Consider the following 21,346-nt stretch of genomic DNA (forward strand, 5'->3'; position numbering starts at 1 on the left):
CAATGATTTTTGAGTTTTACTCTATAATCATTGCCGAAGATTATGCAAAGTAAATCAGAGGTAACATCAGTAATTATGCTACACCTACAGGTTTATTTTGCATAAGTACTTACTTTGCATAAGGTGGTCCCCTAAGTCCTTTGCTCTCAAACATAATGCTAGATGAAGTAGATAAGGAATTGGAACGTCGAGGACACAAGTTCTGCCGCTTCGCGGATGATAGTAATATCTATGTAAAAAGCAAAAAGGCAGGTCTACGAGTCATGGATAGTATGATGAGACTATTGGAAGGAAAACTTAAACTCAAGGTAAATAAAGAAAAGAGCAAGGTGGACCTAGTAACTAGAAGGAAATTCTTAGGGTTTTCATTTTACTTCGACAGAAATGGCGTTCAAGTAAGAATACATGAAAAGTCATATAGTAGATTTAAGGAAAAGATTCGAGAAATAACGAATCGGAATAAAGGTATAAGTATGGAATATCGCCTTAAGAGACTAAATGAAATAACAGTTGGATGGATTAACTATTTTAGTATAGCTAAAGCGAAATCAAGAATTAAAAGTTTTGATGAATGGATAAGACGAAGACTGCGAGCATGTATATGGAAACAATGGAAAAGGGTTAAAACTAAGTTTAGTAACTTAAAGAAACTAGGAATTAACAAACATAAAGCATGGGAATATGCAAACACGAGAAAAGGCTATTGGAGAATATCCAAAAGCCCTATCTTACAAAGAACGCTTACTAATGACTACCTTGATAAACTAGGTTTTAAGAGCATTAGTAAACGATATCAGTTAATACATTAGTTCCTAATGAACCGCCAAGTACCGAACGGTATGCTTGGTGGTGTGAGAGGTCGGTGGATAAAATAATTATTCACCTCCTACTCGATGTGCGCCGTAAACGGTTAATAGTGCGTACCTATCAGAGTGCATCTTGATATGATATTCTTGGTATAGTCTAAAAACTTTAAAAACTTGAAAAACTTTCTTGTAGTTTTTCAAGTGCTTTAAAAACTATCAAATCAAGGAGACGCCATATGGAAAATAAAATCAAAACGGTTATCCAACAGTATCGTCAAGAAAAATGGGCTAATATCATATCAGAACGTAATATCAGTGGATTGAGCATTAATCCATTCATTCTGGAGGGGTATACTGAGCTGACACTAACTGACGTTAAAGCAATATAGGACTATTTTATCAATGCGTATTCTTTAACATATTATTGAAAAAAATGCAGGAAATACAGTGCTTTTATCGAATTATATTACTTACACATGTAATATATGGAATAAAAGGAGGAGTAAAATTGAATAACTTAAGAAGAAAGAGTATACGGAGTACTGTTACATTTATAGTGATTATTATGATCTTAAGTAGTAGTGTAGGATACGCGGAAAGTATCTTTAGCGATGTTCCGTCCAATCATTGGGCAATAGAGTATATAAATAAGATGAATAGTGAAGGAATTATAACAGGGGCTAATGGAATGTATAGCCCAAACTTAAGTGTCTCAGTATCACAAGCAATCGTGATGGTGACAAGGTTGATGGAGCCATCAGAAGAAGAATTGAGTACAGCAGTAGATACATATGGACAGTTGCTTTCTGAGGTAGGCGTTGAATTCTGGGCTAATGAACAAATGGCCTATGGTTTATTTAGAGGGATTATTACTGAAAAAGAATTGAGGTCCTCCTATGTGAATGGGAAGTCTAGATATGCAAATAAATTAGAAATCTGTAGATACTTAACTAGGGCACTAGACCTCGAAGAAACTGCAAAAAGTAAAGAACTAATTGTATTAAGCTTTAATGACAATATAATGATTCCAGATCAAGAAAAACCATATGTCAGTATGATGATTGATATTGGAGTAATTAATCAATATGGGGATGTATTAGGAAACTTTAATCCACAGGATTCATTGAACAGAGCCACTATGGCAAAGGTACTTTCTGTTGCCTATGATTACAGACAAGGAAACCAAAAGGATACTCGAATATCGGGGTATATAGAGGACATTAAGTTTGGTGATAATCAGAGTCTGATGATAAGAGATAAAAATAATCTTATAAAAGAATATTTATTAGATGATGAAGTTAATATATCAAAAGAAGATCATGAAATTAGTATCATAGATTTGAAGGTTGGTGGATGGATAGATACTACTCTAGAAGGTAACTTGATTACTAATATTGATTATGATACCAAAATAGAGCCACTTAAAGAGGAAATTGAAGGTACTATAACATCAATACTAATAAAAGAAAAAGCTGAAATTAATATTAAAGATATGGATGGAATTGAAAAAACCTATAATTTAGCATCTGAAGTAGTTATAGAGCTAAATCAGGAGCAAAAAAATTTAGTAGATATTAGGACAGGCTATCCTGTAAAATTAATCCTCCAATCAGATGAAGTCATTAGGATTCAAGCTGAGGTTGTAGAAGTAGAGGTAAAAGCCAATGAAAGATTTAAAGGTAAGGTTGAGTATGTAGATGGAGAGCAGGAGGCATTTATCATAAGGTTGGAAGATAATCAATTAGTAAGAATAGACACACTTGCGTCCACTACGTATATAAATATCATTGATGAGAATGCAACAAACTTTGATGCTATAAAAAACACTAATAAAGTAACAATAATATGTAAGCATCTAGATGGAAAGTACTTCGCAGAAACAATCGTAATAAGTGAATAAAACCTAGGTTTACAAACCCCTAGTCGTAGGCTAATAGATGCGATTAGGGTATTTTTTGGCTAATAGGTACAGTAAAAAGGAGGCAATTATGAAGAATGTGATGAGCTTTTTTTTAGGGGTTATAATTATGATTGTGATACTAATCGGAGGTCGTTACTATAAATTAGCCCATAATAAACCACAAATTGTTATGAATACTTTGCATAGGACGAGGGGACACATAGGACGAGGGGACAGGTCAATTGTCCCATACCCTGCGGGAGAACTCAAAATAGGTTATATTATATTGGTACACAATCTTAGCTCTGTTTGTACAGGGCTTTTTATTTTTTGATTTAATGTATTTTGAAAATTTAAAAATTTAAAATGTGCAAATTTCAACGTTATACCTATGTCCTATAAAAAATAGACCTATGCATATTAGGGAAATACTACTAAAATATAAACAAGAGGACAAAGGGGTTATAGAAAACCAAAGATCGGCATAACTAGACCCTATCCCTATAGATAAAAACGGTAGGAGGTTAACTTATGGCAAATATAGAAACTGGAAAAGAACTTAAAATGGAGAATGTATTATCCTTAAGAAAGAAAATGACTCAAGGAGATATACAGCAAGAAATGATGAAGATAGGTAAGTTCTTTGAAGAGAATGGAATTAAGAAAAATGGACCAGTTGTTACTGCAACGTTTGCTGTGGAAGAAGTAAATGGACAACAGTTGCTAGATATGGAAATCCTTGTCCCAATGGACCGAGAAGTACAGCTAACAGGAGAATATGTGCTAAAGAAAGAATTTCATTTAGTTAATGCAGTTTATGCTAGACACCAGGGAAATCCAAATCTCTTGCAAAGTACTTATAATGAAGTGATGAAATATATTAATGAAAATAGACTACATCAGATAACTATGGGATATAACGTTAATGTGAATGAACCACAAACAATAGAAGAAATGGATGGTATGATAGTAGATATATATATAGGTGTGAATCCATCTATCTTATAATTTAAGTTATTAAGTAAGTATTAATTAACTGATCAATGAAAGGGGGTGAAGTTAATGGAGATAACAACTAATAATCCTTTTATAGAATTAGATTTACAAACACTTATGGAAACAAATGGCGGTGGAACCATGTTGGCTATCGCAACTGGCCTGACATTTGTGGGTATTGTGGCTTTAACAGTTTTAAATCCACCAGCTGGGGCTGTAGCCGCTACAGTTTGGAAAGCTGCAGCTGTTAAAACGGTAGCAGGTATAGTTGCTACTGGTGGGGCATATTATGCATAAAGTTAAAAGGGGGAAAGAAAATGAATAACAGTCTAATAGAGTTAAATAATGATGAGTTGTACTTGATCACAGGGGGCTCCGCTGATTGGTTTTCAGGCGCTTCAGTAATGGGTGTAGGAATCGGTGCAGTAGTTTTAGCAACGACCACATTGACAGCACCAGTGTCGATACCTGTTGCAATAGTAGCATTTGGTGTTTTTAATGTGGGAGTAGCTACGACAACGCTAGGGTTGGCGAAAATGTTTGGTGCAAAGGTATAATTCATCCTGCTAAATTATAGGTAGACTGAGTCTATCTATAATTTAGCATAAAAATATATTTATGTGAACTTAGCAACTAAAAATGAGTAAAGGGTGATGCGCATGGATGCTAGAAAATTTTCGGATATATTAATTTATGCTGGTGCGATAGGACTATTAATTATCGGCATCATAAAATTTTTTTTTTAAAAGAAACTAGAAACTAGAGAAACTAGGGGACAGGTCAATTGTCCCATCTCCACTATGTTATTTCTAAAAACGAGCGTGATAAAATGCCAAGAAAACCAAGAGAAAAAAGTAAAACGGGAATATACCACATCATCCTCAGAGGTATTAATAGACAGAATATCTTTGAGGATGATGAAGACAAGCTAGAGCTGCTAGATACAATAAAACATTTCAAAGAAAAAAGTGGCTACGATGTATATGGTTACTGCCTAATGTCTAATCATATACATCTACTTCTAAAGGAAACAGAAGAATCAATTTCCAACATAATCAAAAGAGTATGCGGAAGATATGTCTATTGGTACAACAATAAGTATGAAAGAGTGGGACACCTGTTTCAAGAAAGATTCAAAAGCGAAGTAGTTGAAGACCAGCAATACTTATTAATTAATCTAAGATATATTCATCAAAATCCTGTAAAGGCAGGGTTAACTAATGATTTATCTAATTTCTATTGGAGCAGTTATCGGGAATACATGAGGGAAAGACAGCTAATAGATGTGAAGCCAATTTTGGGTTTGTTTTCTCATGAAGAAGCTAAAGCATTGAATATGTTTAAAGAATATACAAATCAGAGTAACCATGATAAATGCCTAGATTTACAAGAGAAAATACAAGTGGCAGATCAAGATATCATCAGCTATTTGTCGGAGTTGGAGATTTCGTGTATCAGTCAGTTCCAGCAGTTAGAGAAAAATAAAAGAAATGAAATATTAAAAAAGCTAAAGAATTTAGAGGGGGTCACCACCCGTCAATTATCAAGTAGACAGGGGGACAGGTTGACTGTCCCAAAATAAAAGGTTTGGATAGACTTTTAACCTTCAATCTATAGTTAATACGTGTAGATGGAGTGACCTTTTATCTTATGGTCAGATGAAGGATAAAATATTAATCTTAATAGTAATTTAAACACGAGTGTGATAAAATGCCAAGAAAACCAAGGGAAAAAAGCAAAACAGGAATATATCATATTATTCTCAGGGGGATTAATCGACAAAACATTTTTGAAGATGAAGAGGACCAACTAGAGTTTCTTAAGACTCTAAGAAAATATAAAGTATTATGTGGATATCAGATGTATGGTTACTGCCTCATGACAAACCATGTCCATCTATTAATAAAAGAGATAGATGAATCCATATCTAATTCTATAAAAAGAATTTGTGGAAGCTACGCCTACTGGTATAACAATAAATATGATCGAGTAGGCCACTTATTTCAAGAAAGGTTCAAAAGCGAGGTAGTGAAAGATGACCAGTATTTATTAACAGTTCTGAGATATATTCACCAAAACCCAAGTAAAGCTGGATTAATAAAAAATATCGAAGAATACGACTGGAGTAGCTACAAAGAGTTTATAGGAGATAGTCAAGTAGTCGATATAGATCTGGTGTTAAGCTTATTCTCTAAGGATAAGGACGATGCCATACATATGTTTAAGGAATACACAGAACAAAAGAATCAAGATATATGTTTGGAGCTACAAGAAAAAATACAAGTGGAAGATGAAGTCGTCATTAGTTATCTAAGGGAGCTAGGCGTTATTTGTATTAGTCAATTACAACAACTAGAAAAAGTACAAAGAAATGAAGTCATAAAGAAATTAAAATCAATAAACGGAATTACCATACGACAATTATCAAGAATAACGGGAATATCTAAAAGTGTTATAGGACGACTTTAATATTCATTAAAATATTCATTAATTTACAACAATCAATAATCACATCAACAATGGAGGTAAACATGCTAAAAAATCCATTTAAAAAATACCATTGTATCAAACAACATGATATCACTGATTGTGGTGCTGCTTGCCTTGCTACAATATCAAAGCAATATGGACTTAAGATTCCCATAACAAAAATACGAGAAGTAGCAGGGACCGACAAACAGGGGACCAATGCCTTGGGGGTAATCAAAGCAGCAGAACAACTGGGCTTTACTGCTAAGGGGGTTAAGGGAAACCAAGAGGCTTTCTTTAGTGATTTTCCTTTACCAGCCATAGCCCATGTTGTAGTAGATGGCTCTCTTTTACACTATGTTGTTATTCATGAAATAACAAAGCAAGAAGTCATAATTGCAGATCCAGCAAAAGGTCTAGTAAAATATACCCCTGAAGAATTCTTCAAGTTATGGACAGGTGTATTAATCTTGATGGTACCGGCTGCTAGTTTTAAAAAGGGAGATGAGACTAAAGGGATTTTTAAGCGATTCTTTGGACTATTAAAGCCTCAAAAGTCTCTAATATTACACATTTTCTTAGCTTCTTTAATTTATACCCTTTTTGGAATATTGGGGTCCTTTTATTTCAAATTCCTACTAGATGACATACTACAATACAATTTAAGTAAGTCATTACATATTGTTTCGATTGGAATTATTGTACTTAATATTTTTAAGATTTTATTAAATGCTTTTAGATCCCAACTAATGCTTTATCTGAGCCAACGCTTGGACATCCCTTTGATTTTGGGGTACTACCAACACGTTTTAGAATTACCAATGAACTTTTTCGGGACAAGAAAAGTAGGGGAAATCGTATCCCGTTTTATGGATGCCTCTAAGGTAAGGGATGCCATTTCAGGTGCAACCCTCACCATTATGATCGATACCCTAATGGCCATTGTAGGTGGTATTATCCTATATACTCAAAATAGTATGCTCTTTGTTATAACACTTATTATAGCTATTTTGTATGGAGTAATCGTATTTGCATTTAATAAGCCAATTAAAGACATTAATAGAAAGCAGATGGAGGACAATGCCCAACTTACCTCCTATTTAGTAGAATCTTTAAATGGAATCGAAACCCTAAAGGCCTTCAATGCTGAAAGAAAGGCCAATATAGAGACGGAAATCAAGTTTGTAAAGCTATTAAAAAGTGTATTTAAGGGCGGAACGATAGGGAATTTTCAATCTTCCTTATCAGGATTTGTAGCCTCTATAGGAGGAATAGTAATTCTATGGGTAGGAGCCTACAATGTAATTCAAGGGAATTTATCTGTAGGGCAATTAATTACCTTTAATGCGTTATTGGCATATTTCCTAGATCCAATAAAAAACCTCATTAACCTACAACCTATGATGCAGACGGCCATCGTAGCATCGGATCGTTTAGGGGAAATACTTGACTTAGAGTTGGAAAAAAGCCCAGATGAAGATAAAAAGATTAAACCAAATTCTCTAAAGGGAACAATTGAGTTAAAAAATGTTGACTTTAGATATGGAACGAGACAATTAGTACTAAAGAGTATAAATATGAAAATAAAGCCTGGTGAAAAAATAGCCCTCGTGGGGGAAAGTGGATCAGGAAAAACAACTCTAGTAAAGTTATTATTAAACTTCTACTCATGGGAAAAGGGAGAAATATTAATAAATGATATCAATGTAAAGGATATCAGCTTAGAAAAATTAAGGGAACGAATTGCCTATATATCTCAAGATATTTTCCTATTTAGTGGAACTATAAAGGAGAATCTTTTGATGGGAGATCAAGATGCAGGTCTAGAAGAAATCATTGAAGCTGCAAAGTTATCAAAAGCTCATGATTTTATCAATGAACTACCCTTAAGATATGAAACAATGCTGGAGGAGAATGGTTCCAATATATCTGGAGGACAAAAACAAAGACTAGCCATTGCTAGGGCTATTTTAAAAAATCCTGATATATTTATTATGGATGAGGCCACCAGTAATCTAGATTCCATTACAGAAAAAGCCATAGAAAGAACGATAGATAAATTAAGTGATGGAGTTACTACCATTATCATAGCCCATAGATTAAGTACCATAAAAAGATGTGACACAATCTACGTTATGGAAAAAGGTGAAATTATAGAAGCTGGTAATCATGAGGATTTGATGGACAAGCAGGGTAAGTATTATGAACTATGGAAAGAACAGCTTCCCAACAATGATGACGGGCTGGCATGTGAAGCAGGAGGTGCCATATGAAGGGAATCATTCAAGATATCAGCGAAATAACTGATAGTAAAGAAGTCATGCTAGGAAAGCCCCACCCCTTTATGGCAATATTTATCTATCTAATCATAGGGATATTAGTAATTACCTTAGGTTGGTCATATTATGGGGAAATAGATATTTATGTCAAGACCAATGGTGTAGTTAGGCCGCAGGAGACGGTGAGCACCATTACCAATCAAGTGACGGGTAATGTTAAAGAAGTGCATTATGAAGATGGAGAAAAAGTAAATGCGGGAGATATCCTTTATACAATCGATGTTGAAAAGTTTTTGCTGGAAAGAGATGTATTGAAAAAAGAATTATCGACTTCTCAACAGGAGTATGACAACTTAAATAAGCTTAGAAAAAGTGTAATGGATGGTAAAAACTATTTCGATCCAAACGTAGAAGAAGAAAATGATTACTATAATAAGTTTCTTAAGTATCAAACAGATCTAGAAATCGAACTAAGAAGAAGTGAATTAGCAGCCAAACAGTATGAGGAAGTGAGCAATACGTTGGAAAATTTAAAACTGCTTAGGGATTCAATTCTAGCAAATTCAAACTTAGTTGATAGTAGCAATACTGTTTATTTTACCAAATTTGAAGACTATAAATTTAATATCCAGCGCTTTGAAGATACACTGCTACAACAGGAAGCAGCCTACAATACGTCAAAAGCCTTGGGAGAGCTTGGTGCAATCCCCCAAAAAGAAGTAGAGGATGCTGGAAAACTTGTAAAAAGTACTCAACTGGAGTTGGAGAAGTATAAAAATGAATATCTGTTAAGTATCAATACTTCAATTGACTCCAATGAAAAAACTATTTCAGAATTAGAAATCAATTTAAGAAGTGCCAGTGGAGCTTCAAGTGGACAAGGGCTGATTCCCCAAAAGCATAAAATGGACAATCTAGTTCAAATAGAAGAAAACATAAAAGCCTATGAATCCAGGATTAAAAACTTAGAACGAGATTTAGAAAGTATTGAGATCAACATAGCTGATGCAGTAGTTAAGGCTCCCCAGTCAGGGACAATCAATGGAAAAGTGGAGATGGCAGAAGGGGATTTCCTGCAGACTGGAATGCAGGTATTAACAATTCTTCCACAGTCAGAATCCCAATATAAGATCCAGCTCTATGTATCCAATAAGGACATAGCAGGGATTAAAGTAGGCGATGAAGTGAAATACCATTTCTTAGCCCTTCCCTACAGAGAATACGGAGCCCTTACAGGGAAAATCACACGAATCAGTACGGATGCTAGAGTTGATGACCAGAGCGGTATGAGTTTTTACCTAGTCGAAGCCTCTGTTGAAAATAGACCTCTTTTTAGCTATAAAGGGGAAATGGCGGAAATCAAAGTAGGTATGATGGCTGAAGCACAAGTGATTACAGGTTCTAAGAAAATACTATATCATTTATTAGAAAAAATAGATTTGAGAGATTAACGCTCCTCTTGATTTAAATGATTGAAAATAGGTTGAAGTTTAATGACTTTAGCACTTAAAGATATTTTTTTGATCTTATACAGAATAAAGTAATAGGAATGTATTGGTGGGTCTAAAAATATGAAAACAATAAAAATACTCATTGTAGAAGATGATCCTGCATGGATTAAATTACTGCAAAGGTTGTTCAATTTATAAAAAGACTTAGAAATTGAAATAATCTATTGTTATGGGATATCCCATAACAATAGATTATTTAATTATGAGGAGGTTAAGCGTTCAAACGCAGAGCTAAATATGAGTGAAGCTAGAAAAAATAAACTTAATAAGGATAGTTTAAACATGATATTACCGTGGATAATGGTTATAGTATTTAGTCTAATAATACTTGTTATGTTAGAGATTCATGAAAAAGATAAAATTAAATATGAGAAATATGATTATTTTTTACAGTATTTTATTGAAAATTATTATGCATTAGATCAAAATCAAATAGATTTACTAGATAGTAAAGATGATTTTTGGATTTCAGCTGTTTTTAATCAAGTAAATGAAAATGAAGATGAGATGATAAAAAAATACAATCGTGTAATAAGTAAAGAATTAGTTGAGAAAAATGAGGAATATCATAAATTATTCTCAAGTAATGTTCAAAGTAAAGGCATTGGTGATAAAATTGTATATATTAAATTTGATAAGTTTGTTGAAAATACATTTAAGGATATAGAAAATGTCCTTAAAAATACAAAAATTAGTCAAAACTTAATTATCGATTTGAGTAATAATATAGGTGGGAGTGTTGAAACTGCCAATAAAGTAATAAATCTTTTTACTGAAAAAGGTCAAACTTTATACTATATTGAAAAACGTGGAGAGATGCATCCGGTCATTGATACAGATGAGCACAATATAGTCTTTGAGGAAATACAGGTAATAACAAGTAATAAGACTGCAAGTGCAGCTGAAATTATGGCAATTTCCTTAAAATCAAATTTAAGTAATGTAAAAATTTATGGAGAAAAAACGACAGGAAAAGGTATTGAGGTATCAAGTAGGAAATATCATGATGGTTCTATGATAGCATTTGTAACTGGAAAGTTATATGGACCAAACAAAGAGGATTATCATATGAAAGGATTTGAACCTGATATAAAAATCAATATCAACTATGATACAAATAATTATAATAGAGTAACAGAACAGGAAAGTATAAGAATTCTAAATGAAATTCTTGAACTTTCTAAAGATTAGAGAAATAGCTCCTTTAAGGACTTAGAAAAAGCAGGTAATGCTATTGCTGACTTTGGGAGAGATTTAGCAAATTAATAACAATATTTAGCATGGTTTTATCAAACCATGCTAAATATTAGCTTAGTAAAAAGTAGTATACACTGCTAATAGGTACAGAAAAAAGGAGGCACTTTATGAAGAATGTGATGAGCTTTTTTTTAGGGGTTATAATTATGATTGTGATACTAATCGGAGGCCGTTACTATAAATTAGCCCATAATAAACCACAAATTGTTATGAATACTTTGCATGAGAACTATTATAATCTACAAAATATAAATAAAGCCATTGAAACGAAGTTGGGTGACCAGTATTCACAAGACAAAAATAAAAATTACGAAAAATACATAATGAAATTAATTATGGAAGATATCAACAAGTACGAAAGTGATGAGATGGTTATATATAATAAATATTATACTAAAGAGGAACTTAAAACACTTTTTAGCAAACTATCTAACGACACAGATGTCTTTGAAGGCAGATATTTAAACAATGATAGCTATTATATTAAATTTACCAGTTTTGAGAAGGGTAAGACCTTCAAAGAATTTGAAGAACATATATCAGATATAGGGGATTCCAGAAACTTAGTTTTAGACATTCGAGATAATAGCGGAGGATCCGTTGATGAGTTTAAGAAAATTATGAGTTTATTCATAGATGAGGGACAACATATGTTTAGTTTGGTTTCTGATACAAATGAAGAGAAGGTATATTCACAAAATAGAAAAATTATTTCAGTTGAAAATATCATCTTATTGACTAATGGTAAAACAGCCAGTGTCTCAGAGCTTATGATATTAGGACTTTCTAAATACCATAACAATGTTACAATAATTGGAACTAGAACACGTGGTAAATATTTTTCATTTGGACTTAAAAAATATTTGGATGGTTCTGGAGTAACCTTTGTCAAGAATATAATGGAAGGCCCTGATAAGTCGATTATACCTAAAAATGGGATTGAACCTACTATTTATATAGGACATTCTGAAGAGTACTATAAATCACTAAGCGAAGTTGAGGATCAAAAAACACGTGAAAAAGACAATAGACTGCAACTTGAAGAAGTCTACCGATTACTAAATTGAAATATGTAAAGGAACTTAAAACCTTTTATAAAAAACTTGTCTAGTGATTGTATTCTAGCAAATACAAACTTGTTTGATGGTAGTATTACTGTTTATTTTACCAAATTAGAAGACTACAAGTTCAACATACAGCAGTTTGAAGATACACTGATACAACAGGAGGCCGCATATAATACGTCAGAAGCCTTGGGGGAGGTAGAAACAATTCCTCAAAAAGAAGTAGAGGATGCTGAAAAACTAATAAAAAGTACTCAACTGGAGTTGGAGAAGTACAAAAATGAAATTCTCCTAAGTATTAATACTTCGATCGACTCCAACAAAAAAACTATTTCAGATTTAGAAATCAATTTAAGAAGTGTCAATGCAGCTACTAACGGGCAAGCCTATATATTTAGTGGATTTGTATTAATATTATATCTAAGAAGGGGAAGAACATAATGAATCACGTGAAAAATATTAACAATTATCTAAACAGTTTATCAGCACCGATGTTTATATTCCTTATGACTATAATAACGTACATAGTATATATTCCTTTTATACCTTTAATTAAATTATTTTTAGATAAAGTAGGACCAATGGGGGGACCTAGTGCAATTAATTCACTGCCACCAGCTGGAATATTCATAGTGGTTGTCATAGTTGCGCCGTTACTTGAAACCTTTTTATTTCAACTAATGCCAATAAAGATTCTACAGTGGATTCCTGCACTAAAATCTAGAAAATATATCGTTATCTTAGTATCAGCAGCATTGTTTGCAAGTACACATTCTTATAGTATGCTTTATATTTTTTATACATTTATTATAGGGATACTATTGGCATATTCATTCTGTGTATATGAAAACAAAAAGAGTTCTGCTTTTATGGTAGTAGTTCTAATTCATGCTCTAAGAAATGCTGTGTCATTCTTATTATCAAACGTCATTGCTTAAAATATGGAGGAAATAAAGCATTTAAATAAATACAAAAATTTTCATTAAGTGATAATGTAGTGTTCTTTTACATCGCTTTTTAGCATGAGTATTCTAGTTTGATAAAATTTTCAGAAAAAATTTCAAATTAAATGTTGAAATATAAACGTTTGATGGAGGGTCTATAAAAATTTAGACCTAGTCAATACTGGAATGTTTTACTAAAATATAACTAGATAGACAAGCAGTTCTTATAACAAAGTAACATATGAGAGATGGAGGGATAATTATGATTAATATAGAGACTGGCAAAGAACTTAAACTTGAAAATGTTTTATCTTTAAGAAAGAAAATGACAGAAATGGACGTCCACCAAGAAATGGTGAAAATAGGTAAATTTATTGAAGATAATGGAATTGTAAAAACCGGGCCTGTGATTACCGCAACCTTTACAGTGGAACAGGCAAATGGACAGCAGTTGTTAGATATGGAAATACTAGTGCCAATTAACAAAAAAATAGGAAATATAGGTGGATACAAAACCAAAGATATATTCCACTTAGTAAATGCAATATATGCAAGGCATCATGGTAATCCTAATTTACTACAAAATGTTTATCAAGAAATGATTGGATATATGCAAAGAAATAATCTTCAGCAAATTACTCCGGGTTATAATGCGGGGCCTGGGGACAGGTTATCTGTCCCACTATTCTGTATTAATTTTAAAACGAGTGTGATAAACTATGCCAAGTAAACCAAGACAAAAAAGCAAAACAGGAATATATCATATCATCCTCAGGGGGATCAATCGTCAAAATATATTTGAAGATGAAGGGGGACCAACTAGAGTTTCTTAAGACTTTAAAAAAATACATTCTATAACTATTGAAAGGACGGATGAGCTATTATGAACAGATATGTTAAAAATTTCTTGATATTTAGCTTAATGTTTGGAGTGTATAAGGCAATATTCGATGGATTACTTGATGGAATAATCTATGGGATTCTTTTTGGAGTGATTATGTCAGCAATGCTTACAATAACCTTTGATAAGTTACATAAAGTATTTGATAAAAAAAATAAGTGACATATAGAAAGTAGACAGGGGGACATGTTGACTGCCCCAAAATAAAAAGATTTGGATAGACTTTTAACCATCAATCTATAGCACTAAACATGCAGTATATGGAGCAATATTGAATGGATATACTCTCCATAGTGAGACAAAAAATAATTAAAGAGACGAACAGACATAAAGAGACAGGTTGCTTGTCCCTACATTATTGATTAAATGACAGTGAGACATATGCCTAGAACATCAAGAGAAAAGAGTAGAACAGGAATATACCATATATTGCTTAGGGGAATATACAGGGAAAGAGTATTTGAAGAAGATATAGATAAGTTAGAGTTAATGAGAATAATTAACAACTATGTGGTAGTTATGGGTAAAGTGGTAAATGGTAAATTCGTTGCAGAAACAATCGTAATAAGTGAATAAAACCTAGGTATACAAACCCCTAGTCGTAGGCTAATGGATGCGATTAGGGTATTTTTATGTCATCTATAAAGATTTCCAGACTGAATAAATAATCCCTTTAGTTTGTTTTATAGGTTATAAGGGTATATACATGCTATAAATATTTGCAATGGATAATCGATATGTGCCGAAAATCTTCATAAAAGCAAATTTCTATTACAAAAGGACAAGTATTCCAACATAAATTTACAAAATTTAGAGGAAATATTGTTTAAGTATAGAATTAGTATGAGAGGATCTATTAATATTTATGCACCTTACGATAATAGCAAACTCAATGAAAATTGGGGACGCAAAACCAACAGGTCTACGGTGGAGATTCCACTATGATGGCTGGGTTACCGAAAAAGGGGGATAACAAATGAAAAGAGAGTTTTCTTTTTCTCGAAGTTTTTTTGTGGTCTTATTTATTAGTCTAATTTTTATAGCTAACCTTTCTGTAGGTTATGGATCCACTAATTGGCCAATGAGTCATAAAGGAGTATCTATAAAAGGTATGGGCTTTGACAGTGAAGAGGGAGTGGTCAACCTGTGGGGTACTACCTCCCATGAAAAGATCAAAATACTAATAAAATATAAGGATATTAATAAATGGCTAGAAGTAGAATTGCAGGAAGGAAAATTCAATGAAAGATTTTGGCTTACTGAGGGAAAAGGTAGTTACGAAATAATAATGATGATCCATAAAGAGGACAGGAAATATAGCTATGGACCTCGTTTAAATATTGAAAATGAAGCTGATGTAAATCCTTTTCTTGTACCTATAACACATATAGAAAGTGACAATGAAGATATTATAGAGATGGCAACGACAATTACTCAACACTTTAATAACGACACGGATAAAGCTAAAGCCATCTTTAATTGGGTTACAGGAAATATTAAATATGATTATGATAAATATCATGATCAGTTGAATAGCAATTATAATCATCAATATGGTGCCCTTAATACCCTGAAGACCAAAACAGGCGTATGTTATGATTTTGCAACATTAACAGCTGCTCTTGGAAGGGGAATTGGACTACAAGTAAAAGTAGTAGAAGGACTAGGAGTAACTGATGAATTCAGCGGACTTCATGCATGGAATGAGGTTTATATTTCAGAGGAGAATCGTTGGATTAGTTTGGACACCACCTTTTCGGCATTGTCCAGTAAGGATTGGTTCGATAATCAAGACTTTAATGATTACCATGTAAAAAGTAAAGAGTATTAAATGAACCTTAGAGAGGAGATATATCCTCTCTTTTTTTTGTTTATTGGCGTATATTTATACAACGTCGAAATAAGTGGTAATTTTTGTTACGAAATATAAAGGGAATAATAAGTAATGGTAGAAAATACTGTAAACAGGTCAATAATATATATAAGCTTAAAATACTAGGATAATAATGCTTCTGATGGAGGTGAGTATGAATTTAGTAAACTGGGGTATTGGGTGTGAAGCAATGAAAACCGATTTTTATGTGGTCACTTGAATCGGAAGGAGCTAGTAGTGAAACCGGAGCACCTTTTAAGGAGTAAACACTTAAAAGGAGGAAGAGTATGAAAGGTAAAAAAAGACAAAAATCAATTGCTTTAGCTTTAGTTGCATTATTAATTACAATGTCATTTCCGGGTTTGCATGGGGGGAAACACCAGAAATAACAACTGCATTAGAGGAAACTATAATAGTAGAAGAAGAACCTACTGCAACAACTGAAGGAGAAATTACGGAGGTGGAGGAATCAACTTCTACTAGCACGACACAATCTAACATGTTGACGATTTATGTATCAAGTGATGGGAACGATGAAGGTTTAGGAACATCAGAAAGTCCTTATGCAACAATTCAAGCAGCCATCAATGCTGCAAGCGAAGAACAAGTAATTTTAGTTGGTGAAGGTGTATATAATGAAACACTAAGGATTAATAAACCGATCAGCCTACAGGGTATTAGTCGAGATAGCGTTGTAATCAACACAACTCATACAAATGGATATGGGTTAGAGGTAGAGGCCAATAATGTTACTTTAAGTAACTTCACATTGATAGGCCCAAACCAAGGTAAAAATGCAAATTATGGAATAAAGGCTACAGGAGTAGAAGGGGATGAAGGAGTAGATAATTTATCCATCTCCAACATAACTGTTAAAAACTCCTATAAGACAGGTCTAGACCTCCATGGTATTAATAGTGCAGTTATTGATAATGTATTAGTTCAGGATACAATTTATGGTGTAGGGATTGCAATGACGGATTGTAATGATGTGACATTATCAAATATAACTACTACGAACAATGCATGGGGTGGTATGGCAGTTTTTGCAAGTGGACAATATTATCCGCCAGGAGGATGCGATAACATTGTTTTAAGGGGAAATAATAGCTTTAGCGAAGATAACGCCCTATACACGCAAGTTAAAAATGGTAAAGAAGTGACCAATTTACAGGTTGCTAATGATTTTACCTATAAGGCTACTATAGCTGAAACTACAGTCTACCTAAAATCTCTAGAGGGTATTACCCCTATATCAGGTGCAGTTATAAGCAACCTAGAGGGTACAGAGTACTACGTAATTGAAGGATTAAGAATCCAAGATGCTGTAACACAAGCTACAACTGGTTCAAAAATCAGTGTATTACCTGGGACATATAATGAAAACATTACAATCAATAAAGAGGGTATTGCATTAGTTGGAGCCAATGCTGGAATATTTGCAACAGCTGAAGGCAGAGATACTGAATCGACTATTGACGGTTCTATCAGAATCACCGCTATGGGTGTAGCAGTTGATGGATTTAGAATCCTAAATGGAGATGTTAATTTATCAGAAAAAGCAGGGATATATGTTCAAGCAGACCAAACTACTATAGTGAATAATATCCTAGTAGGTCCAAATGCTGGAGATGCCAATGCCAGCTGGAATCATAGCCGAGGAATTATTAAAGCCATAGGCAAAAGGGCATTGAATGTACATAGCAATAGTTTTACTCAATGGTGGACTGGGGTTTACTTGAATAGAGGTGCAGATTCTAACGTAGAAGGAAACCTATTTAATAATAACCGAGTTGGCGTTTCAGCCGATGAGCAAACAAACCTTTATGTCCATAAAAACTTAATTAAAGCAAATGATTTTGAAGGTATGGGAGCTTGGAGAGCAGATAGGATCACAATAACATTAAACGAATTTGAAGACAATGGTATGGCCCTTAGCTACTATCATGATCCAACAAAAGATGCTAATTATGACGCTTCAATAAATGCAACGTTAAATGACTGGAGGGTAGATGATCCAGCAGAAGTGGTTAATGGAGAGGTAATCTATGAACCTTGGTTAAGGCAAATCCAACTGGACTTAAGTCACCCTGTAACGACAACTTCATCAGCAACTAATATTACTGGAACAATAGACGCCTATGGTATAGGTACACCGATCGTAAAGCTTGGGGATGAAACAATTGAAGTAACAGAAAATGAAGGTCTATTTACTTTCTCCCACAGTGTAAACCTTGTATTGGGAAGCAACAACATTACTCTTGAGGCCTATGTGGATGGAGAGGTTGTGGAGAAGTATACTAGAGTAAGTAAGTCTGTTAGCATCACTAGAAATGCTCCATATGTTCCACCATATATTCCACCATATGTGCCACCAGTAGAGAAAGAAGAGGTTGTGGAGGAGCCTGAAGTAGTTATTCCTGCTATTCCAACCACTAACGGTGTTAAGCTTAAGGTTGAAGGGACAGTTGAAGAAGGAAAGACAATTGTTTCTATTCAGAAGGATTCTCTAGTAGATGTACCAAGTGGTAAAAAGATTATATTAGATGCTTCTGGAACAGATGCCAATACCGATGTTGTTGTAGAAGTATCTCCAGAAGCAGTTCGAGAAATCATGGCTTCTAGAGGAACAATGGAGAAACCCTTACAGGTTATTACAAGCCATGGGTCAATAGAGCTTTCTAGTGAAATATTAAATGCACTAGTAAAGTCAGGTCAAGATTTAAAAATGACGACTAGAAAAACACCACAGGTCGATTCTATTGAAGAAGGTAAGTATTTAGGCTCAGAGTCAGTTACCATCAGTTTAGATGGTGTGGAGACAGGTGTAGCAAATATCACCTTATCCTTAGAGGGAGTTTCCTTGATTGATGTAAATCTTGACAGATTAGGAGTATGGGTAAACCATAAGGATGGATCAAATGTATTCTACCCTGCTACAGTAAACTATGAGGGTTCAGGTGAGGCGGAAAGCTTAACCATTACAATTCCAAAGTTTAGTACTTTTACAATCATGGAATATACTAAGACCTTTAAGGATATTGATGGTCACTGGGCTAAAAAAGATATTGAGCTAGCACTATATAAGCAAATTGCTACAGGCTATTCTAAAGATGAGTTTGCTCCAAATAAAGAAATTACTAGAGCTGAGTTTGTGTCAATGCTGGTAAGAGCTTTAGAGCTTGAGTTAACTGATGGAAAAACTCAATTTACCGATGTAGATGAATTTGCTTGGTATGCGTCATCTATTAAGGCAGCCAATGAGGCAGGTATAGTAAATGGATTAAGTGCAACAACCTTTGCACCCAATGGGGGTATAACCCGTGAGCAAATGGCTGTAATGATTGCACAAGCCTATAGAGTTAAAAATGGTAAAGGTCTTACTGTAGGTGATATTGCATTTGATGATGCAAATTTAATAAGCCCATGGGCAAAGGATAGTGTAAGTGGCGCTTCGGCAGCAGGTATTATTAAAGGTGTAACAGAAAGCATCTTCGCTCCTAAGAGCAATGCTACCCGTGCTCAAGCTGTGGTGATGATTAAGCGTTTAATGGGATGGTAGTCACAAGATAAACAATAATTGAATGATATAAGAGCTAATAAAAACTCCACAGATTGTGGAGTTTTTATTAGTAAAGGTAAAGTGTTATAAGTACAAAATAGGACTATCAAAGGGAGCGACTATAAAATTTAGACCTTACTATTTCATCAAACTAGGTATATAATGAAATAAGCGTGACTAATTTACCAAATATGAAAGTCGAAAGGGGTAGAGTAAAATGATACAGACGAAAAAGAAAAGCTTAAGAAACAGCTTGATGACTGGATTATTAGTATTGATGATGATTTTATCAACCATTATTCCAGTACTGGCTAATGAGGTACCAACACCTGATATTAGTCAATGGGCTGTGGAGACTTTAAATGAGGGTGAAAAATATGGTATTTATCCTATGGAATGGTACTATGATGGGTTTAGGTCAGGGATCTCTCAGGAGCGTATAGAAGCATTGGTAGAGGCAACAGAGGAAAAATTAGCTGTACTAGGACTAGAAAAGAAAGAAGGCTTTGTTCCGGTTTCCTCAAAGGGAGATAGTACTAGAGGTGATGTAATCACTAGACTATATAACGTGTTAGCCCAGTATGAGCTGGAGGTAGGAAATTCACCTGCAGAATACCTACAGGAGAGAAAAATTCTACAGGGAACAGCAAAGGGATTAGAATTAGATAACATCTGTACGACAGAGCAGGCAGTTGTATTGGCTACTAGATTAATCAAAGATACATATGGGCTACTGGATGCTGGCTCAAAAGGCTTAGCATGGAAGGTAGAAAACAATGGAAATACTGTGTACCTTTTGGGATCAATTCATATTGGTAGTAGTGAACTATATCCAATAGACGAAGAACTAAAGCAAGCCTTTGATGAATCTGATGTTTTAGTGGTAGAGGCAAATATCTTAAACCAACAGGCTGGATTACAGTACTTCATGCAAAAAGCTACCTATCAAGATGGTACGACTATAAAGGATGCCGTTAGCCCTGAGACCTATGATAAGTTAGTGGAGGTATTGGCGCAATATCAGATCCCAGTAGAGGCCTTAGCACAGTTTAAGCCTTGGAGTTTAGCAAATAATTTACAAGTTCTTTCTATGGAGAATTCAGGGGATATGGCACAGGCAGCTCAATCGGCTAACCTTGGTATAGATGTATATTTCCTATTAAATGCTTACTTAACCCAAAAGCCTATCGCTGAGCTTGAGGGAATTGAACTTCAAGCTGATTTGTTTGATGGTCTAACAATGGAAACGCAATTAGAGTACTTAAATGGTGTATTGGATGGTATACTTGCAGCAGAGGATTCGGGAGAAAATGCTTCTGCAGAATTATTAAAGCAATGGATTGAGATGTGGATCAATGGTGATGTAGAAGAATTCTCTGATAGTTTTGGAAGTGCGGAGGAAGCATCTCAAGATGAGTTTTCAAAGATGCTATTCGGTGAAAGAGATAAAAACATGGCAGAGAAAATTAAAGCTATGTTAGAGTCAGAAGAAAAAGGAACTTATTTTATTGTAGTAGGAGCTGGACATTTAGTACAGCCAAACACAATCATTCAGCAGTTAGAGGAAGCAGGCTATACTGTTGAGTTATTTAATGAAGTAGAATAATACAAATATAATAATTAAAAGAAAACAAAGCCATGGGGGAGAACCCTGTGGCTTTGTTTTTTAAAAACTTTTAAAAGAATACAAATAAGTAGGTACAAGCAGGAATACTTTGGCATTGATTGGAATAAAATTTTATAGCTAAAATAATTTATATGTTGAAAAGTATTAAATTAAACTA

At 34.0% G+C, this 21,346-nt stretch carries 20 protein-coding genes, 1 pseudogene and 2 riboswitches; all 21 genes and pseudogenes read left to right on the forward strand.

Features of this window, described 5'->3' with window-relative positions; translation table 11 throughout:
• Positions 1-134: 134 nt before the first annotated feature.
• Positions 135-356, forward strand: a pseudogene (locus tag JOC73_RS15410) (reverse transcriptase domain-containing protein); the annotation flags it as partial.
• The gene (locus JOC73_RS07815) at positions 330-809 is read left to right on the forward strand and encodes a group II intron maturase-specific domain-containing protein (protein ID WP_330613144.1); all 480 of its coding nucleotides are present in this window, start codon (positions 330-332) and stop codon (positions 807-809) included. The pseudogene JOC73_RS15410 and the gene JOC73_RS07815, both read left to right, overlap by 27 nt.
• A 233-nt stretch (positions 810-1,042) precedes the next feature.
• A complete protein-coding gene (locus tag JOC73_RS07820) occupies positions 1,043-1,195 on the forward strand; it encodes a hypothetical protein (RefSeq protein ID WP_204401811.1) in 153 nt (50 codons plus the stop codon).
• A 119-nt stretch (positions 1,196-1,314) separates the two neighbouring features.
• Positions 1,315-2,706, forward strand: coding sequence for an S-layer homology domain-containing protein (locus tag JOC73_RS07825; protein ID WP_204401813.1), 1,392 nt, complete (start codon positions 1,315-1,317; stop codon positions 2,704-2,706).
• Between the two features lie 531 nt (positions 2,707-3,237).
• A complete protein-coding gene (locus JOC73_RS07830; RefSeq protein WP_204401815.1) occupies positions 3,238-3,714 on the forward strand; it encodes a GyrI-like domain-containing protein in 477 nt (158 codons plus the stop codon).
• Positions 3,715-3,768: 54 nt separating this feature from the next.
• Entirely contained in the window at positions 3,769-3,999 is a 231-nt protein-coding gene (locus JOC73_RS07835) for a hypothetical protein (RefSeq protein ID WP_204401817.1), read from the forward strand.
• Positions 4,000-4,019: 20 nt separating this feature from the next.
• Entirely contained in the window at positions 4,020-4,259 is a 240-nt protein-coding gene (locus JOC73_RS07840) for a hypothetical protein (RefSeq protein ID WP_204401819.1), read from the forward strand.
• A 272-nt stretch (positions 4,260-4,531) separates the two neighbouring features.
• Positions 4,532-5,284 (forward strand): transposase, encoded by a 753-nt coding sequence (locus JOC73_RS07845; protein ID WP_204401821.1) that lies wholly within the window; start codon positions 4,532-4,534, stop codon positions 5,282-5,284.
• A gap of 128 nt (positions 5,285-5,412) precedes the next feature.
• Positions 5,413-6,171 (forward strand): transposase, encoded by a 759-nt coding sequence (locus tag JOC73_RS07850; protein WP_204401823.1) that lies wholly within the window; start codon positions 5,413-5,415, stop codon positions 6,169-6,171.
• Between the two features lie 62 nt (positions 6,172-6,233).
• Complete coding sequence (locus JOC73_RS07855) at positions 6,234-8,444, forward strand: peptidase domain-containing ABC transporter (protein ID WP_204401825.1); 2,211 nt, start codon at positions 6,234-6,236, stop codon at positions 8,442-8,444.
• On the forward strand, positions 8,441-9,901 hold the full coding sequence (locus tag JOC73_RS07860) for an HlyD family efflux transporter periplasmic adaptor subunit (RefSeq protein WP_204401827.1): 1,461 nt from the start codon (positions 8,441-8,443) through the stop codon (positions 9,899-9,901). The genes JOC73_RS07855 and JOC73_RS07860 overlap by 4 nt, the downstream gene beginning before the upstream one ends.
• Positions 9,902-10,198: 297 nt before the next feature.
• On the forward strand, positions 10,199-11,152 hold the full coding sequence (locus tag JOC73_RS07865; RefSeq protein ID WP_204401829.1) for a S41 family peptidase: 954 nt from the start codon (positions 10,199-10,201) through the stop codon (positions 11,150-11,152).
• Between the two features lie 173 nt (positions 11,153-11,325).
• Positions 11,326-12,285: a S41 family peptidase gene (locus JOC73_RS07870; protein ID WP_204401831.1), complete on the forward strand. Its 960-nt coding sequence runs from the start codon at positions 11,326-11,328 to the stop codon at positions 12,283-12,285.
• Between the two features lie 69 nt (positions 12,286-12,354).
• Complete coding sequence (locus tag JOC73_RS07875) at positions 12,355-12,723, forward strand: hypothetical protein (RefSeq protein ID WP_204401834.1); 369 nt, start codon at positions 12,355-12,357, stop codon at positions 12,721-12,723.
• The gene (locus tag JOC73_RS07880; protein ID WP_204401836.1) at positions 12,723-13,220 is read left to right on the forward strand and encodes a CPBP family intramembrane glutamic endopeptidase; all 498 of its coding nucleotides are present in this window, start codon (positions 12,723-12,725) and stop codon (positions 13,218-13,220) included. Before JOC73_RS07875 ends, JOC73_RS07880 begins: the two co-directional genes overlap by 1 nt.
• 268 nt (positions 13,221-13,488) lie before the next feature.
• A complete protein-coding gene (locus tag JOC73_RS07885) occupies positions 13,489-13,956 on the forward strand; it encodes a DUF5085 family protein (RefSeq protein ID WP_204401838.1) in 468 nt (155 codons plus the stop codon).
• Positions 13,957-14,148: 192 nt separating this feature from the next.
• Entirely contained in the window at positions 14,149-14,289 is a 141-nt protein-coding gene (locus JOC73_RS07895; RefSeq protein ID WP_204401840.1) for a hypothetical protein, read from the forward strand.
• A gap of 204 nt (positions 14,290-14,493) precedes the next feature.
• Positions 14,494-14,703, forward strand: a complete 210-nt coding sequence (locus JOC73_RS07900) for a hypothetical protein (protein WP_204401842.1) — start codon at positions 14,494-14,496, stop codon at positions 14,701-14,703.
• A gap of 296 nt (positions 14,704-14,999) precedes the next feature.
• Positions 15,000-15,088, forward strand: a riboswitch (cyclic di-GMP riboswitch).
• A 15-nt stretch (positions 15,089-15,103) separates the two neighbouring features.
• A complete protein-coding gene (locus tag JOC73_RS07905) occupies positions 15,104-15,958 on the forward strand; it encodes a transglutaminase-like domain-containing protein (protein ID WP_204401844.1) in 855 nt (284 codons plus the stop codon).
• Between the two features lie 216 nt (positions 15,959-16,174).
• A riboswitch (cyclic di-GMP riboswitch) is annotated at positions 16,175-16,258 on the forward strand.
• Between the two features lie 241 nt (positions 16,259-16,499).
• Complete coding sequence (locus JOC73_RS07910; RefSeq protein WP_204401846.1) at positions 16,500-19,562, forward strand: S-layer homology domain-containing protein; 3,063 nt, start codon at positions 16,500-16,502, stop codon at positions 19,560-19,562.
• Positions 19,563-19,779: 217 nt separating this feature from the next.
• Positions 19,780-21,168: a TraB/GumN family protein gene (locus JOC73_RS07915; protein ID WP_204401848.1), complete on the forward strand. Its 1,389-nt coding sequence runs from the start codon at positions 19,780-19,782 to the stop codon at positions 21,166-21,168.
• The last annotated feature ends 178 nt before the right edge of the window (positions 21,169-21,346 follow it).

The organism is Alkaliphilus hydrothermalis, assembly GCF_016908555.1.
GTDB lineage: Bacteria > Bacillota > Clostridia > Peptostreptococcales > Natronincolaceae > Alkaliphilus > Alkaliphilus hydrothermalis.

Excerpts from the sequence above, each read along its gene's own strand:
- JOC73_RS07820 (WP_204401811.1), top strand. The coding sequence starts at position 1,043 with ATGGAAAATAAAATCAAAACGGTTATCCAACAGTATCGTCAAGAAAAA.
- JOC73_RS07830 (WP_204401815.1), top strand. The coding sequence starts at position 3,238 with ATGGCAAATATAGAAACTGGAAAAGAACTTAAAATGGAGAATGTATTA.
- JOC73_RS07835 (WP_204401817.1), top strand. The coding sequence starts at position 3,769 with ATGGAGATAACAACTAATAATCCTTTTATAGAATTAGATTTACAAACA.
- JOC73_RS07840 (WP_204401819.1), top strand. The coding sequence starts at position 4,020 with ATGAATAACAGTCTAATAGAGTTAAATAATGATGAGTTGTACTTGATC.
- JOC73_RS07845 (WP_204401821.1), top strand. The coding sequence starts at position 4,532 with ATGCCAAGAAAACCAAGAGAAAAAAGTAAAACGGGAATATACCACATC.
- JOC73_RS07850 (WP_204401823.1), top strand. The coding sequence starts at position 5,413 with ATGCCAAGAAAACCAAGGGAAAAAAGCAAAACAGGAATATATCATATT.
- JOC73_RS07855 (WP_204401825.1), top strand. The coding sequence starts at position 6,234 with ATGCTAAAAAATCCATTTAAAAAATACCATTGTATCAAACAACATGAT.
- JOC73_RS07860 (WP_204401827.1), top strand. The coding sequence starts at position 8,441 with ATGAAGGGAATCATTCAAGATATCAGCGAAATAACTGATAGTAAAGAA.
- JOC73_RS07865 (WP_204401829.1), top strand. The coding sequence starts at position 10,199 with ATGAGTGAAGCTAGAAAAAATAAACTTAATAAGGATAGTTTAAACATG.
- JOC73_RS07870 (WP_204401831.1), top strand. The coding sequence starts at position 11,326 with ATGAAGAATGTGATGAGCTTTTTTTTAGGGGTTATAATTATGATTGTG.
- JOC73_RS07880 (WP_204401836.1), top strand. The coding sequence starts at position 12,723 with ATGAATCACGTGAAAAATATTAACAATTATCTAAACAGTTTATCAGCA.
- JOC73_RS07885 (WP_204401838.1), top strand. The coding sequence starts at position 13,489 with ATGATTAATATAGAGACTGGCAAAGAACTTAAACTTGAAAATGTTTTA.
- JOC73_RS07895 (WP_204401840.1), top strand. The coding sequence starts at position 14,149 with ATGTTTGGAGTGTATAAGGCAATATTCGATGGATTACTTGATGGAATA.
- JOC73_RS07900 (WP_204401842.1), top strand. The coding sequence starts at position 14,494 with ATGACAGTGAGACATATGCCTAGAACATCAAGAGAAAAGAGTAGAACA.
- JOC73_RS07905 (WP_204401844.1), top strand. The coding sequence starts at position 15,104 with ATGAAAAGAGAGTTTTCTTTTTCTCGAAGTTTTTTTGTGGTCTTATTT.
- JOC73_RS07910 (WP_204401846.1), top strand. The coding sequence starts at position 16,500 with ATGTTGACGATTTATGTATCAAGTGATGGGAACGATGAAGGTTTAGGA.
- JOC73_RS07915 (WP_204401848.1), top strand. The coding sequence starts at position 19,780 with ATGATACAGACGAAAAAGAAAAGCTTAAGAAACAGCTTGATGACTGGA.